Annotated in this window: 10 protein-coding genes and 1 pseudogene; 2 read left to right on the plus strand and 9 right to left on the minus strand. The window is 72.4% G+C overall.

Translation table 11 applies throughout. The features are described 5' to 3' along the window. Positions 1–119 precede the first annotated feature (119 nt). The 3 genes from ACFYX4_RS32670 to ACFYX4_RS32680 all read right to left on the minus strand — a co-directional run bounded on the left by ACFYX4_RS32670 (position 120) and on the right by ACFYX4_RS32680 (position 7,311). Entirely contained in the window at positions 120–1,130 is a 1,011-nt protein-coding gene (locus tag ACFYX4_RS32670) for an ABC transporter ATP-binding protein (RefSeq protein ID WP_389340921.1), read from the minus strand. Positions 1,131–1,204: 74 nt separating this feature from the next. Continuing rightward, a complete protein-coding gene (locus ACFYX4_RS32675; RefSeq protein WP_389340924.1) occupies positions 1,205–4,027 on the minus strand; it encodes an ABC transporter permease in 2,823 nt (940 codons plus the stop codon). A gap of 50 nt (positions 4,028–4,077) precedes the next feature. After that, the gene (locus ACFYX4_RS32680; RefSeq protein ID WP_389340927.1) at positions 4,078–7,311 is read right to left on the minus strand and encodes an ABC transporter permease; all 3,234 of its coding nucleotides are present in this window, start codon (positions 7,309–7,311) and stop codon (positions 4,078–4,080) included. Positions 7,312–7,674: 363 nt separating this feature from the next. Here ACFYX4_RS32680 and ACFYX4_RS32685 point away from each other — a divergent pair, with 363 nt between their 5' ends. Beyond that, positions 7,675–8,106, plus strand: coding sequence for a DUF4240 domain-containing protein (locus ACFYX4_RS32685; protein WP_389340930.1), 432 nt, complete (start codon positions 7,675–7,677; stop codon positions 8,104–8,106). A gap of 132 nt (positions 8,107–8,238) precedes the next feature. Here the strand turns inward: ACFYX4_RS32685 and ACFYX4_RS32690 are convergent. Continuing rightward, a pseudogene (locus tag ACFYX4_RS32690) lies at positions 8,239–8,418 on the minus strand (IS5/IS1182 family transposase); the annotation flags it as partial. A gap of 175 nt (positions 8,419–8,593) precedes the next feature. Continuing rightward, the gene (locus ACFYX4_RS32695) at positions 8,594–9,109 is read right to left on the minus strand and encodes a hypothetical protein (protein WP_389340933.1); all 516 of its coding nucleotides are present in this window, start codon (positions 9,107–9,109) and stop codon (positions 8,594–8,596) included. An 855-nt stretch (positions 9,110–9,964) separates the two neighbouring features. Between ACFYX4_RS32695 and ACFYX4_RS32700 the strand changes: the two genes are divergently transcribed. After that, entirely contained in the window at positions 9,965–10,879 is a 915-nt protein-coding gene (locus ACFYX4_RS32700; RefSeq protein ID WP_389340936.1) for a MerR family transcriptional regulator, read from the plus strand. Here the strand turns inward: ACFYX4_RS32700 and ACFYX4_RS32705 are convergent. The 4 genes from ACFYX4_RS32705 to ACFYX4_RS32720 all read right to left on the minus strand — a co-directional run bounded on the left by ACFYX4_RS32705 (position 10,876) and on the right by ACFYX4_RS32720 (position 14,859). Further along, on the minus strand, positions 10,876–11,838 hold the full coding sequence (locus ACFYX4_RS32705; protein WP_389340939.1) for a hypothetical protein: 963 nt from the start codon (positions 11,836–11,838) through the stop codon (positions 10,876–10,878). The genes ACFYX4_RS32700 and ACFYX4_RS32705 overlap by 4 nt on opposite strands. A gap of 433 nt (positions 11,839–12,271) precedes the next feature. Then, a complete protein-coding gene (locus ACFYX4_RS32710) occupies positions 12,272–13,438 on the minus strand; it encodes an alpha/beta fold hydrolase (RefSeq protein WP_389340942.1) in 1,167 nt (388 codons plus the stop codon). A gap of 145 nt (positions 13,439–13,583) precedes the next feature. Further along, on the minus strand, positions 13,584–14,351 hold the full coding sequence (locus tag ACFYX4_RS32715) for a thioesterase II family protein (protein ID WP_389340946.1): 768 nt from the start codon (positions 14,349–14,351) through the stop codon (positions 13,584–13,586). A 130-nt stretch (positions 14,352–14,481) separates the two neighbouring features. After that, positions 14,482–14,859: a DUF5132 domain-containing protein gene (locus ACFYX4_RS32720; protein ID WP_389340949.1), complete on the minus strand. Its 378-nt coding sequence runs from the start codon at positions 14,857–14,859 to the stop codon at positions 14,482–14,484. Positions 14,860–14,983: the final 124 nt, after the last annotated feature.

The following is a 14,983-nucleotide window of genomic DNA, read 5'->3' on the forward strand; positions in this document are numbered from 1 at the left end:
CCGAGGCCATCTCCTCAGGTGTCACACCAACTCAACGACACCGACGACAAAGCAGACACGCCACTCACGAGTGAAGATGACCAAGCCCTACTAGGCTCCGGATCTCGCCTCGGTCCGTCTCAGCGCCCCGGCTGTTCCTCCGTCGGGCCCTGGCCGGGACGGTCGTCGCGGGCGTCGTCCGGGCGGACGGCGATGTGGTCGGGTTCCAGTTCCAGGGCGACGCGGTCCCGCATCCCGAGGGCCCGGGTGTACTCGGCGGGGAGTTGGAGGCGGCCGGCCCGGTCGAGCATGGCGTATTCGCGGGCGACCAGGTTCTCCTGGCCGGTGGCGGAGTCGACTTCGCTGTGCCGCAGGACTTCCGTCGCCGTGCGGCCGTCCCGGATGGCGACCGTACGCCGGACCTCACCGGCGACGGACTGATCGTGGGTGACGATCACGATGGTGGTCCCCAACTCCTCGTTGGCGGTGCGGAACGCGGCGAAGACCTGTTCCGCGGTGTGGGAGTCGAGTTCGCCGGTGGGCTCGTCGGCGAGCAGGACCGCGGGATCGTTGACGAGGGCGACGGCGAGGGCGACGCGCTGCTGCTGGCCGCCGGACATCTGGTGCGGCCGACGGTCACGGCATTCGGCGACGCCCAGGAGGTCGAGGAGTTCCATGGCGCGGTCGGCCCGGGTCCGGCGCCGCCCTCGGACACGAGCCAATTGCAGAGGCAGGGCGACATTCTGAGCAGCCGTCAGATAAGGCAGGAGATTGTGGGAGGTCTGCTGCCGGACGAAGCCCACGGTCTTGCGGCGGTAGGCGAGCCGTTCCTTGGAGGACATCGTCACCAGGTCGTGGTCGGCGACGCGGGCCGCGCCGGCGGTGGGCTTGTCCAGCCCGGCCATGATGTTCATGAGGGTGGACTTGCCGCTGCCGGAGGCCCCGACGAGGGCCATCAACTCCCCCTTGCGAACGAGGAGATCGAGGCCTTGCAGCGCCTGGACCTCCACACCGTCGGCGGAGAAGATCCGTACCAGCCGGTCGCAGGTGATCAGGGCGTCGTGACCGTAGACGGCGGCGTCGCGCGCGGTGAGGGCACGGTCCGCGAGTTCGTGGAAGGTCGGCTCGTGGAAGGTCGGCCTGCTGGTCATCGGCTGCTCCTGGGCGGTGGGAGGGGCACGGGCCGGTGCCGGCCGGGACTCGGTCTCGAGGTTCTGCTCACTGTCTAGTCGTCACCCAGCCTCAGTTCGCGCACCGAGCCGCGTCGGCTGGTCCACCAGGCCTGGCCCGCGGGCACGCCGACGGCCAGGAGCAGCACGGCGAGCGCCGGAACCGTCAGCGAGAGCGGATCGGTGCGCAGCACGGCCTCTTCGAGAGCGGACGGGGAGGCCAGGGCGACGGTCGCGAGGTCGACGCCGGGCGACAGCAGGTGAATGGCGGCCCAGCCGGTCAGCATGCCGCCGGTCGCGGCGAGGATCGCCTGCGGGAGGGCGGTGAGGATCAGCAGTCGGCGGCCCTGGGACCGGGTCATGCCCATGGTGCGCAACCGGGCGAGCAGGGCGCCGCGTTCGGGCGCGGTGCGCAGCACGGTCAGCACGAGCGCAAGAAGCGCGTACCCGGCGCCCGCGGCGACCGCGACGCCGTACAGGCGTTCCGTGCCGGACTGCATCGGTGAGTCGACGTGCCGCGTGTGTTCCTCGGTGCGCAGCCGGACGGTCACCGCCGTGCCGTCCGCCGACGTGCCTTCCGCCGCCGAGCGCAGCGCCCGGCCGTCGAGGGCGTCACCGGTCAGCAGCAGGGTCGTCGTACGCGCCGCGCCGGGAGGAAGTCCGGCGCGGTCCACGATGAGGAAGTCGTCGCCGAACACGGCCGGGGTGCGGTCCCGGACCGCGACGATCCGGACGGTCACGGCGGTGCCGTCCGGGAGCAGGACCGCGTAGGGGCCGGTGCCGTACTCGTCGGCCACGCGGGGTGAGGCCAGCGCGGGCAGGGGCCTGTCGACGCCGCCCGTCGTAACGGCGTCCGGCCCCGCGTCCGCCTCCGCCCCCGCGCCCGCCCCTGCCTTCGCGTCCGCCCCTGCCTCCGCGCCCGACCCCGCCCCCGTCTGCCGGAGGCTCGCCGCGTCGAACGCCCCCAGTCCCACGTCGTGCGACAGCCGCGCGTAGGCGTCGGGATCCACACCCGCCAACGGCACCGGCCGACCGCCCTGTTGGGGCGTCGCGTCGTTGGTGACGCTCGCTTCCGCCATGCCCTGGACACCGGGCAGCCGGCGTACGCGGTCGGACAGGGTACGAGGGAGTTCACCGGTGATGGTCTCGACGCGGCCGTCGGCGCCGACGTAACGGAGCGCGGCCTGGTCGCGGGCCGCCGTGACCCCGGCCAGGACCGAGCCGCCGAACGCGGCCGTGGTCAGGGCGCTGAGCAGGGCGAGCAGGGGCAGCACGGCGAAGCCGGGGGCGCGGGCCGCATGGGCCAGCGACAGGGGGATCACCAGGCCGCGCATGCGCGTGGTCGCCTTGCTCAGCGCACGCAGCGGCAGGGGGTGGAGGCGGGCCAGCAGCAGAGCCGCGACCACGCCCGTCAGCAGCGGGGCGGCGGCCACCAGACCGGTGCTGCCGGATCCCTGTCGGCGCAGTGCGACGACGGCCCCCGACGCGATCACCAGGACGGTCAGTTCCGCCACCGTTCGGCGTCGCGACGGCCGGGCGGCGGTGAGGTCCTCCCGCCCGTCGTGCGTCCGTACCGCGCGGTGGGCCGCCACGGCGCGCAGGGGAAGCGCGCCGCACGCGATCAGGGTGACGGCGAGGGCGGCGGCGACCGCGGGCGCGGTGCGCGCGCCCGGCAGGACGAGCAGTGCGGCGGTCAGTCCGAGGGCGCCGGCCGGCACGGCCACCGCCGCCGTCTCCGCGAGCAGCCGAACGGCCAGGCCGGTCAGTGACGCGCCGCGGGCCCGCAGCAGGGCCAGCTCCGCACGTCGGCGATCGGCCGCAACACCGCCGGCCATGGCCAGGACGATCACGGCGAGGCTGCCGGTCCCGACGGCGGCGAGGAGCAGCAGCGGGTCGACCCCCGACCGCAGCCGGGCATGGTCCGCGAGGACCTCGTCGAGATTCGTCTGTGCTTCCAGGCTCTCGTCCACCGCCTCCCGCATGCGCTGCACTCCCGGCCCCGACTCGAAGGCGGCGACGGCGGACGCCAGGCGGTCGAGGTCGTGGCCGTGCAGGGCGGCGACGTCGGGGGCCACGTTCCAGTACCGGTGCGGGCGGCCGGGGGTGCCCAGGAGGGCCGGGCCGGCGTCGGGGGCGAGCAGCAGGCCGCCGAGCCAGTGGACGTCCGTCGGCAGGAGTCCGGGCCGGCGGCTCAGCGCGGGGGTGCGCAGCACCGGCAGCGCCGACCAGTAGGCGTCCTCGGGGGCGCGCGGGACGACGATTCCCGTGACACGGACGGCGAGCGGGCCGCGTGCGAAACCCGGCACGTGGATCACCGAGCCCACCGTGATGCCGAGCGTGCGGGCGGTGTCCACGGTGACGGCGGCCTCGACCTGCGCGGTCGCCGCGGTCACCGGAGCGCCCGTGGTGCGCGGCAGCCGGCCCGCGCTGAGCCGGGAGTGGGAGGCCAGGTCCTGCTGGGCGGCGAGCACGAATTGGGCGAGCAGCCCGGCGGGCCGGGGAAGCCAGAGGTCGAACGCGTCGAGGGCTTCGGACGTGCGCACCCCGTACGACGACTGCGCGAGGTCGGGGACGAGCGGCTCCTCCGCGGTGGCGAGCACCTCGGTCCGCGCCGCGGTCAGCGGACCGACGCGCAGCGCGGCCTCCATCTCCGCGACCGTGTACATCATGGAGAGCGGGACCTGCACCTGCACGGTCGTCTGGTCGGGCAGTGCCTGCTCGACCGCCCGGCGCACCCCCGCGTCCCCGTACCGGTCGACGGCACGCGGGTAGGCGGCTGCCAGCGCCGCGGTCACGGCCACCAGGAGCGCGAGCGCGACGGACGTGCCGGCGAAGGCCCGCAGCCGGGTCCGCAGCCCGGCCCGTACGTGCGGTGGCACCGCCTTCCGCCCTCCGCTCCCCCCGTCCTGAGGTGGCACCGGCTGCTCGGTCACTGCGTCACCTCGTCCCGGAGAGCGGTCACGGGTCTCGCCCGTCGAAGGGCGAGGGCCGCGGTCACGAGGGCGGGGCCCGCCGCGAGGGCCGCGAGCAGGGCGGCCAGGCGTGGGAGCGGGAGTTCGACCAGGACCGGTGGGAGCGGCCGGGTGGCCTGCCCGGTCAGGACGACGAGGGGAACCAGCGTGTGCGTCAGCACCGTGCCCAGGGCCGTGCCGACCAGCAGCGCCAGGACCACCAGCACGCCGTGCTCGACGGCGACCAGCCGGGCCAGCCGTCGGCGCGGTGTCCCCAGGGCGCGCAGTACGGCGAACTCGGCGTCGCGGGTCCGCATCGCCCCGGCCGCGCTCACGGCGAAGCCGAGCGAGGCGAAGAGCACCGTCACCGCCGCCGCCGCGATCAACGCCGCTTCGGGGGCCGCCCCGAACGGGTCGTCGCGCAGTTGCGCCGCTGTCGCGTCGCGCACCGTCACCTGCTCCGGTTCGACGTCGGGCAGGGCGCGCACGGCCGCCGCGGTGGCATCGGGCGCGGCCGTGCCCAGCCACCACTCGGTGGGCGCCAGGCTGGTTCCGTAGCGGGCCTGGAGCACCCGGTTGACGGCCCGTAGATCGATGAGCAGGGCTCCGCCGTCCTGCGCGGTGGCTTCCGTCGTGGGCAGGGCGGTCGCGGTGCGGACGATGCGCACGGGCAGGGAGCGGCCGTCGAGCGTCACCTCCACGCGCTGACCCCGGCGCGCGCCGGACGCGGTGAGGAAGCGGTCGGTGGCGACCGCGACGATCTCGGGCGCCGCGGGCTGGGCGACCTTGAGCCGGACTTCCATCGGCAGGGCGAGCAGCGAGTCCTCGGGCAGCTGGTATCCGGTGCCGTACGTCATGGTGACGGGCGCGGTCGACGTGAGCCGGGGGCGGGTCGGCCGGGCGTCGTCGTCGGGCGGGGCGGCCGTGTCGGCCTCGACGTCGGTCGTCCATCTCGTCGGCAAGGCCAACTGCCGGACGGTGCCGTCGCCCGCCGTCGCGGTGAGCGCGCCGAGGACCAGGCGGTGCCGATGGGGGCGGCTGGTCGGCTGCGGCATGCTCAGTTCGAGCCCGGTAAGCGCCAGCGGGCCCCGGGCGCCGTTCAGATCCGGGGTCAGCGGGTGCGGGCGGCCGTCGGCGGCGAGGCGGCCGGAGGGCAGCTCGTAGGACGTTCCGTGGCGGTCCCGCACGGTGAGCGTGACGTCCGCCTCGGGCCCCGGCCCGCTGCTGTGCAGGGCGGCGGTCAGCGTGAGCCGGGTGGTGCCCTGCGGCACCTCGATGCCCGCCGGTGCTCCGCGCGGCGCGAGCCCGGCGAGCAGCGGGCCGTCCGTCAGGTCGCGGCGCGTCAGCATCGTCGCGGCGGCCTCCTGCGTGTTGAGGGCCAGGACGGTCGCGGTGCGGCTGCCGGAGAGCGACACGGTGCCGCGGACGGCGGGGGCGATGGCGTCGACGTGCGGGAGGTCCGCGTAGACGTCCGTACGGCCCACGCCGCCGCCCCCGGAGGCCTGGACGCGCACCTGGGCGCCCGCGCGGAAGTCGGCCTGGTCGGACTGGGAGCGGTGCCAGGACGCGTCCTGCCCGATCGCCACCACGCCCAGCGCCACGGAGATGACCAGGAGCAGCACCGGGCCCGCCCCCCGCATCGGTCGGCGGGCGAACTGCCAGCCGACCATGGCCGCGGTCAGTCCCGGCCCGCGGGCCAGGAGGCGTTCGCCGACGCGGGCCAGCAGGGGCAGCAGCCGCAGCACCAGAACCGTTCCGGCGAGCAGCACCAGAGCGGGCGCGACCACCAGCAGCGGGTCGACGCCGAGGACCCCGTCGCGGTCGGCGGTGACGGCACCGGAGTGCTGGCTGTGGAGCAGCCAGAGGGCGACTCCGGCCACGGCGAGCAACCCGACGTCCGCCCCGGCGCGCAGCGGGGCGGACAGCGACCCCGTCCGCCCCGCGACGGTGTCCGCGAAGGACGCCCGCCACGCGGGGACGGCCACCGCGAGCGCGCACAGGGCGGCGACGCCCGCGGCGACCGCCCACACCTCGGGCCGGCCCCCGGCCGGCACGTCGACGCGCACCCCGGTGCGGCCGAGCGCGCCCTGCGCGGCCAGCAGCCTCGTCAACGGCCCCGACAGCAGCGGCGCGACCACCACCGCCGGCGCGGAGATCAGCAGGGCCTCCAGCGCGGCCAGGCCCGCCAGTCGTGTCCGGGTCGCGCCGCGCGCCCGCAACAGCCGGGTCTCGGCCGTGCGTTCGGAGGTGAGTGAGCGTGCGACGAGCAACAGGGCGCAGGCCGCGAGGAGTCCGAGCTGACCGGCGACGATCAGCATGCTGGAACGCGTGACGATCAGGGAGCGTTCGATGCGGTCGAGCACCTCGGGTAACGCGGTGTTCGCCGCGGTGGCGCTGCTGAGTTCGGGGCGCTTGCGCAGTTCGGCGCTGCCCGCGCGGGCGGCCTCGCGCAGCGCGCCGATGCGCTCGGTGGTCAGCGAGGAGTAGTCGGCCGAGACCAGCCAGCCCGACGCGCCGACGCTGACCCGGCCCGACGCCGGCACGCCCGCGGCGGTGAGCAGGGGACCGTACGTCGTGAAGCTCGACGCCTGCACGCCTCGGCCGCCCAGGTCGTCCAACTGCCAGTAGGGCGCCCGGAAGTCCACCGCCCGGTAGACGCCGGTGATCAGCACGCGCACCGGCGGGCCGCCCAGTTGGTCGGTGACGGTCAGCCGGGCGCCGGGCGCCACCCGGAGCCGCTGGGCGGCGCTCTGCGGCAGTGCGGCCTCGATGACCCCGGCGGTCACCGCCTCACCGGGGAGCCGCCCGGCGACGGTGCGCACCTGGGTGCGATCCAGGGCCGCGAAGTAGGTGAGATCCGGGTTCTCTCCCCGCTCGGAGGCCGGCCGCAGCGCGAGCGGCAGGGCGTAGGGCCCGGACCGCAGCAGGGTGCGCACCCGCACGGGCAGCCCGGCGAAGATCGTGCGGGCCCCCGCCCGCACGGCGTCGTCGGCCGCCTGCCGCTCGTCGGCCGACACGTCGGCCTTGAGCACCAACGCGGCCTGGGCGGCGGTGCGTTGCTCCGCGAGCGACCGCCGCAGCGCCGCGTCACCTATCGCACCCGAGTAGGCGGTGAGCGCGGCCAGCACGGCGGTGGTCAGCAGCACGGTCAGCAACACGGCGCCGAGAAGCGCGCGGTACACCCACGCGCGCAGCACGATGAAGCGCAACACGCCCGCAGGCACGACTCGTTGCCCCACCAGACCCCCCGTTTCCAACCACACGAACCGAACCGCGATGCGGCTTCGACAGCGTGCGACTGCAAGAGTGCATTGTAGGACCGACCTTGGTCGCCTTGTGTTCGAAAATCAGGCTTCCGCTACCGGTCCCGACCCCCAAGCGGATCACTGAACCGTCCGCACGCTTCCCCTGGCCATGGACCATCGCGACATGGGTTCCCGGCGAACCAACCGACCGCGCCCCCAGCAGCAACGTAAGCGCGAGCGACACCTTGGCGGGCTTCCCCGCGGCACTCCATGCGAAGGCACCCGCAGATGCAGGCGTCCACTGTCACAGCGGTCCGGCATGCTCTGCGCATGAACGAGAACGCCTTCTGGCAGCTCATCGACGAGTGCACACCGTCCACACCCGACCCGGACGCCGAGCATCTCTCCGCAGGGCTGACAGAACATCTCTCCGCTGGGCCGTTGGCGACGGTCATCGGGTTCGCTGAACAACTGGCATGGGCGCTCTACCAGCTTGACCGCAAGGAGTACGGGTACGGCCTGTCGAGCGACAGCTTCCTCTACACCCGCGCAGCCGTCGTGGCCGCCGGCCGGGAAGCCCATGAAGCAACGCTCCGCGATCCGCGGTTGTTTGCTCGCTACGCCCGAGACCTCACCTGGGCCGAGGGCCTGCTCTACGTGCCGGACGAGGCTTACCGACGCATCACAGGTGAGGAGTGGGATCGCAGCACCCAGTACTCCTACGAGTCCTACTCGAACACCGCAGGGTGGGCCAACGCCTAAGGGCTGTCCCGTGAATGATCTCCAGTGCGGTTTCGACTGTGGTCCTCCGCCGTGCGGGCTACTCTCCTACCCGGCGAGGGCGAGGTGGTACGTCCGCGCGCCGCCGAGCATGGCGTGGTGGACCCCGTCTCCGTTCGTGCGCCAGTACGCCGCGACCAGCAGCGCCCGGCCCTCCAGGGGAAGGCTCCACGGCCGGCCCTTGCGCACCGCATCCGCGCCTTCCCGCCGCAGGACGGTCAACAGCTTGCCGAAGTTGCGCGGGCTCAGCCCGGTGAACGGGGCTATCCAGGACGGCTCCGACGCTGTGATCACACCAGCGACACCGAGATCATCTCATGTGACTGAGCGTCCGAGTTGGCATCGCGCGCAAACTGAGCTGCTCAGTTGCCCTTTGCACGCACGCGTGCCGCATGCCGTCGTCCGACGCCGCGGCTGTACGCCGCAGGGCTGGCCCCGTGGCCAGATCGCGGCCGTTGTCGCTCGGTTCTCAGGGCTCCACGCCACAGCGTCGCGCAACTGCCTTGAGGCGTTCGAGTTCTCGTCGCGCTGCTGTCAGGTGGGCGAGATCAAGGGCCATCCCGGCGCGGGCCGATATGTAGAGGATGTCCTGGCGGGTGGCGGCGTCGAGGTTGCGGGCGGTTTGGAGGCGGCGGCCCGTGACGCTCAGGTAGATCGCGATGCTATCGAGATCCTCGCGCAGGTGCACAGGAAGCACCTGCCGCAGTTCGTCCTTGGCATAGTCGCGCGCCTGCCGGTCCGCCGCGCAGGGGCCAGGCGGCACGGGAGCCCAGGGAAGGCCAGCTTCTCGGGCGTCGTCGTACATCTCCGCCACCAAGGCGCGCGCAGACACGGGATCGCCCTTGGCGGCTGCCGCGCGGGCCGACTGCAACATGGAGCGCAGTCGTCCACGGACCTGAGGATCCTCGCCAGTCCGGGCGTTCAGATAGCTAGACCACACGTCGAACGCCTTACTCAACTCGGCATCCAACATGATCTTGTACACGTCCGGCACTCCGACGCCCCTCCGCCACGCCCGTCCCGGCATGGACGGGCGCGGACAGGATAGGGCGGGCGCTGATCGAGACGCCTGCGAATTACCTGGGCAGCGCGCAGGAGCACCCGCAACAGCTGAGATGCGTACTGCTGCCGACCCAAGGGCGCAGGTGCCAACTGAGCTGCTCAGTCTCATCTCACCCGTGACCAACAGTTACGGGACAGCCCGTATACCGTGTTTTAGGTTCGCCGTTCGAGTGCGGCCGTGGCAGACGGTGTACGGACTGTTCGGGAGGTCAATGTCGACTCCACCGTCCGCCGGGCACACCAGCATGCTGCCGGTGCCCGCCGGCGCAGTGCTGTGCAGAAGTAACCGCCAGGCGGAGTCAGCACCGGACCTGAAGACCATGGACTGGGCAGGTCGCGAGGCGGGATCACCACGAGGATTCATCTGCCATGTGAGCAGGGACAGAAGCCGTTGTCGCTGCTGATCACCGCCGGGCAGCGCGGCGGCAGTCCGCAGCTCGCGAGCTGGCCCTGAACGCGATCGGGGTACCCCGGCCTGGAGTCGGTCGGCCGCGAAGCCGCCCGCTGCGGGTGCGGGGCGCCGAGGCGTACTCTTCACGGGTGAATCGCGCCTACCTGCGCAGACGTGGCATCAGGTGCGCGATTCCTGAGCCGGCCCATCAGGTCCGCAACCCCAGGCGCCGCGGACGTGGCGGTGGCCGTCCGCCCTTCTTCGACCACGAGGGCTACAAGGCCCGGCACGCGGTCGAATGCGGGATCAGTATGGGGTTGCATCTTCCGTAGCGGCATGTGGTCCGGTGGGCTTACGTCCCGATGCCTCCAGGAAGGGTCCCTGCTCATGCCTTCGTCTTTCGTGCCACCCCGTCAGGTCAAGATCGGTGACGCGGCGGCCTTCGTCGGCAGCACGCCGCGGGCGATTCGCCATTACCACGAGATCGGCCTGCTCCCCGAGCCTGAGCGGGGCGGCGACGACCGCCGCCGCTACGGGTACGAGGACATGATCCGCCTGCTGTGGATTCGCAAGATGGCCGACGCCGGGATCGCCCTGGACGACATCCGTGACGCCTTCACCACCGGCACGGCTTCCGCCGGTGCGGACAGCGGAGAAGGTATCGCGGGCATCCTGGAGCGGTTGGAGGAAACCCTCGCCGAGCAGGAGGCGGAATTGCGGCGGCAACGGACCGCCGTGCAGCGGATGCGCACCGAGGGCAGCCGGATGGGCCTGCTCTCCGACTTCGTCACCCAACGTCTCAAGCGCCTGCCCGAGGGCTCCCTGCGTCAGGCGGATCTGGACAGTCTGCTGGTCACCGAGCGGATCTTCGGCCCGCTCGGCGCGGCCGTCCAGGCCACCCGCTTCGTCGTCCTGGCCACGCATCCCACTCTGCGGGAGGATGCCGACCGCATCGATGCCGCCGAGGAGGCACTCGATGACAGTGTCGCCGTCGATGATCCACGAGTGGCTCAAGTGGCCGTCGAGCGACACGTCTTCGAGAGCGCACTGCAAGCCGTCATCGAGGAGTCCGGCCTGGGTAAGGAGGACGATGCCCTCTTCGACGCCTGGGACACTTTGCACCCCGCCACCGCCGATGACGGCGAGGGCGAGGCCGACGACCCTGGCTCCGGCAGGCGGGAGGCTGACTCCATGAGCGTGTTCGAAGCCACCGGCAAGATGCCCTACGACTTCTCCCCCGCCCGCCTGCGCTGCATGGAACTGGCGGAAGAACTGTCCGCCCAAGACTCACCCGCTACCTAAAATGTTCTGGGGATGTTCGCCGTGAGCATTTCGTCGATGCAGCTGCGCAGCCCAGCCCCCGTGGGGTCGACCCAGGTGAGCCATGGCACCGGCTGGAGCAGGCCGTCGTAGTGACGAGTGCCGGGGTCGGTGAGGAGGGTGTGGAGTTCGTCGGGGGCGGGGTCGGTGACCAGGCACAGCCAGGCCAGGCCGGCACCGATGCGGACTTCGGGCGGTCGCCCGGGATCCGACCAGAGGTCCCGGGCCCACCTGGGAGCGTCGTCATCCTGGTGTTCGCGGGCGAGTTGGGCGACCGCCAGGATCAGGCTCACCCGGACCACCGCATCGTCTTCCTTCGCCAGCCTGAACTGTAGAGCCGAGGAGACGTGCGAAAGCTCGCCGACAGCGGCCGCCAGGACGTAGGCGGTCACGGAGCGGACCTCGGGATCGGGTCCGGAGAGAAGCGGGAGCAGAAGGTGCAGGTCGTCCGTGATGGCCAGACGGGCGGCCTGGATCGTCCAGTCCACCGGGCACCCCGTGCTGCCCTCGATCATCAACGGCTCCTCGGCGACATGGAGCAGGCCTTCCCGCGACCCGTCCCCCATGTGCTGACACCGGCCGATCTCGGCGACCAGGCGAAGGGTTCGGGCACGGAGTCCGGGGTGCCCGGTCGTTGCGATCCGCAGCAGGAACGGCACCGCCAGTGCTCCCACCGCGATCGTGCCGCCTTGGTGGTGAAGATTCGTCCAGAGCTGCCGCAGGGCCCTGTCGGCGGCATCGGCGTCTCCGGACCCGAGCGTCGTGAGGAGTCCGGGGATCTCCTCGCCCGGGCCGTAGAAGTGCGGGAACCGCTGCCAAGGGACCTCGTCGTACCTGAACCCGTCCTTGACCTCCCGTGGGATCGCGCCCACGGCCGTCCGCACGTCGCTGTCCGTGCCGACCCACCGGCCCGGCCAGCCGACCCAATGGTCATCGTCCATGGCATGGCCTTCCAGTCCACCGACAGCCTTCGAACCCGGGGAGTCTAATGACTGCTGATCAAACGCCGCTGCACTCACGTGAACGAAGCGAACTCAGCTCCTCGCGGTCCCGGACGTCCATCGCCGCCCCGTCCTCGCGGCCTGGGCTACGGCCGCCACCAGGCCGGTGTTGTGCAGGGCGCGGGTGAAGTCGGGTGCGGAACGGTTGGACGTCCTCAGGTCGTGGAGCAGGCGTGCGTACAGTTCGGCGACGTTCAGGGCGGGGCTCGCGGCGGTATCGGGTGCCGCGGGCCGGTCAGGACGTCGAAGGGGGCGCTGGAGGCCAGGCTGAGGTCACCTCCCCCTGCTCCACAGCTACGCACCGCGAGCCGCCCACACGTGAGGCACTCCCGACTGTGACGACCTGCCTGCTGGAAGGTGAAGCCGACCGCGGTCAGACCGGCTTCGGCGCTCCTGGCCCGCACCGCTCCAGCAGTGAGTCCACCACCTGCACGACGAACTCGGGTACGCGGTCCGGGAAATCGTGGCCGGTGCCCTCCGGGGTGTACACCCTCTCCCCCCTGCTGGAGGCCGCGAGGAACCGTTCTCTGACGGTGAGGAAGAAGTGCCGTACCCGGGCGCTCTCCTCCGGATCGTCGACCGCGTCGAAGATGTCCCCACCGCCCGTCAGATCGCGCGGTGCCACGAGGAGGAGGGGCAGCGATCCCAGCTCGCCGTCGTGTACGGCCGTCTGCCAGCCGTCTTTGGTGATGCCGTCCGGTGACAGCTCTCGCAGGATCGACGCCGCGGCGCAGCTCGCCTTGGTCCTGAGTTCGATCATGGCGAGAACCTGCGCCGGGTCGTCGGCGGTGCCGTCGGCGGTGCCGTCCGCGGTATGTGCCTTCTTCTTGGCCGCGAGCGGGTGGAGGCCGAAGAGGTGGCGCAGCGCGAGGACGGTCAAGTCCCTCGGGGCGCGTCGCAGGGCCGGTAGCGCCGGGCCGAAGGCGACAGCGTCGGGCGGGGTGGGATCGAGCAGCACCAGACCGGCCACCAGGTCAGGGCGACGCCTGGCGGCGTTGGCCATGAGCAGCCCCCCGAACGAGTGCCCCACGAAGACGTAGGGCCCCTTTTCACCGGCCCGGTCCAGCGCCGTGAGCAGTTCGACGGCTTCCGCCGCCGTCGTGCGCGGGAACGGGCCCGGGTCGCTCCAGCCGGACCCCGGACGGTCCACCAGGACCGAACGCATCTGATTCCGCGCCAGCGCGTGCAGCGGGTACATGGCGTATCCGCCGGCATGGCCGCCCGGCATCCAGACGACCGTGGGCCTCGGTCCGGCGTGTCCCTCGGCCAGGACGTGCATGCGGTAGCCGCCCACGTCGACCATTCGTCCGGGTGGCGGGTACCTCACGCGTATCCGGCCCACATGCGTCAGATGGCGGGACGACCCGAGACCGAGCGCGAGGGCCACGGCCCACAGCCCCGCGCCGAGGATGCGCCGGCCGGTCCCCCCGGTGACGCACCGCGCACCCGCGGCCGCCGGGAGCAGAGCGACGGCAAGCCCGGCCCAGTCACGGCCGAGCAGCCGGTGCATCGCGTCAGCGGCACGTGTTCCCGATCGCATGGTTGCCTCTCCCTCCCGGCCTTCACGGCCGCTGCCGGGAACACCGCACATCCGCGACCGGTACGACCATCGTCCCCTGAGAACCCCGCAGGCGCCACGCGCGGTACCGGGCCCCTACCTGTCACGGCCTGACGGGCAGCCACCGTCAGGCCTGACCGGCGCCTCCCGCGCGCGCAAGACGTGCTGCCACGTCCGTGACGACTTCGGCCTCTCGGTCCACGAGGTAGAAGTGATCCCCGGGGAACGGACACAGCTCGAAGGAGCCCGGAGCGGCGAGGCCGGACCAGGCGAGGACCCCTTCGAGCGCGCAACTCGGATCGTCCTGGCCGACGTACGCGGTGATCGGCGCCTTGACCGGAGCCGGATTCGGCGGGTGGTAGCCCTCGATCAGCCGGTAGTCCGAACGCAGGGCGGGCAGCAGCAGGTCACGCAACTCCGGGATGTCGTAGGCCTCCGAGTGCAGGTCTCCGAGGTGCCGGACGTGGGTGATCAGGGTGTCGTCGTCGGCGTCGTGCAGCGCGACGCGTTCGGCCCATCGGGGGGCTTCGTGTGCGGAGACCAGCAGGTGGTCGGGGACGATGCCGCGGGCCTCCAGCCGCCGGGCCACCTCGTAGGCGACGCAGGCGCCCATGCTGTGCCCGAAGAGTGCCAGCGGCCGGTCGAGCCAGGGCCGCAGTGCGTCCTCGATGGTGTCGGCCAGGGTGGCCATGTCCTCGATGCAGGGTTCCGCGAGCCGGTCCTGACGACCGGGGTACCGCACGGCGAGCACCTCGATGTCCGCCGGCAACAGCGCGGGCCAGCCGTGGAAGAGCTGTGCCGTGCCGCCGGCGTGCGGGAAGCACACCAGTCGGAGCCTGGGGTCCGTCGCACGCCGGTGGACGCGGAACCACTTCTTCGCGTCGGTCGCTGTCATCGCCGACGGATCCCGCGCGGGTGCAGGGACCCGGACTCGGCGAGCAGCGCGGGAAGCTGCTCCACCGGCCTCGGGGACATGTATGCGGGCCGCACGGTGTGGCGCCGGCGATCGGTCACGGCGGTCAGACTCAGCGCGCCTTGGCGGCGACCGAAGCGGCGCTCCGGGCCTTGCCGACGGGCTTGTCCTGACCGCCGGTGCGTCCGCCGTGGGCCGCCGCCTCTGCGGGCGTCGGCTTGGCGGCCGCTCCGGCCCGGCCCGCGGTGCCGTCCGCCGGTGCGCCGACGCGGTGTCCGGCTCCCGCCGCCGTCTGGGCTGCGCGCACCCCGGCAGTCGCCTCGGCAGCGAGCTCATGGACTCCCTCGCCGGCCTCATGGACGGCCCGCTTGACCTCGATTCCCAGGCCCACCGTCGCTTTGACGACCCCTCGCACCAAGGGCTTGCCCAGCCGCTTCACCAGGGGTGCGGCGATCAGACCGATCAGGAAAGGAGGTACTACAGGCGGCATGGCACAACATCCTTCTCTTCTGTCGAGGAGATGATGATCGGATGGACGCACTCCGCTTCAGCGGACCCGCACCCTCCATCACAGAGAGTATCCGAGGCCTGGCAATCGGTGACGAGTTCCCCGT

The organism is Streptomyces sp. NPDC002328 (assembly GCF_042890065.1).
Taxonomy (GTDB): domain Bacteria; phylum Actinomycetota; class Actinomycetes; order Streptomycetales; family Streptomycetaceae; genus Streptomyces.

Coding starts and splice junctions, on each gene's coding strand:
- ACFYX4_RS32705 (WP_389340939.1), bottom strand. CDS start 11,838: ATGGACGATGACCATTGGGTCGGCTGGCCGGGCCGGTGGGTCGGCACG.
- ACFYX4_RS32700 (WP_389340936.1), top strand. CDS start 9,965: ATGCCTTCGTCTTTCGTGCCACCCCGTCAGGTCAAGATCGGTGACGCG.
- ACFYX4_RS32710 (WP_389340942.1), bottom strand. CDS start 13,438: ATGCGATCGGGAACACGTGCCGCTGACGCGATGCACCGGCTGCTCGGC.
- ACFYX4_RS32715 (WP_389340946.1), bottom strand. CDS start 14,351: ATGACAGCGACCGACGCGAAGAAGTGGTTCCGCGTCCACCGGCGTGCG.
- ACFYX4_RS32670 (WP_389340921.1), bottom strand. CDS start 1,130: ATGACCAGCAGGCCGACCTTCCACGAGCCGACCTTCCACGAACTCGCG.
- ACFYX4_RS32720 (WP_389340949.1), bottom strand. CDS start 14,859: ATGCCGCCTGTAGTACCTCCTTTCCTGATCGGTCTGATCGCCGCACCC.
- ACFYX4_RS32685 (WP_389340930.1), top strand. CDS start 7,675: ATGAACGAGAACGCCTTCTGGCAGCTCATCGACGAGTGCACACCGTCC.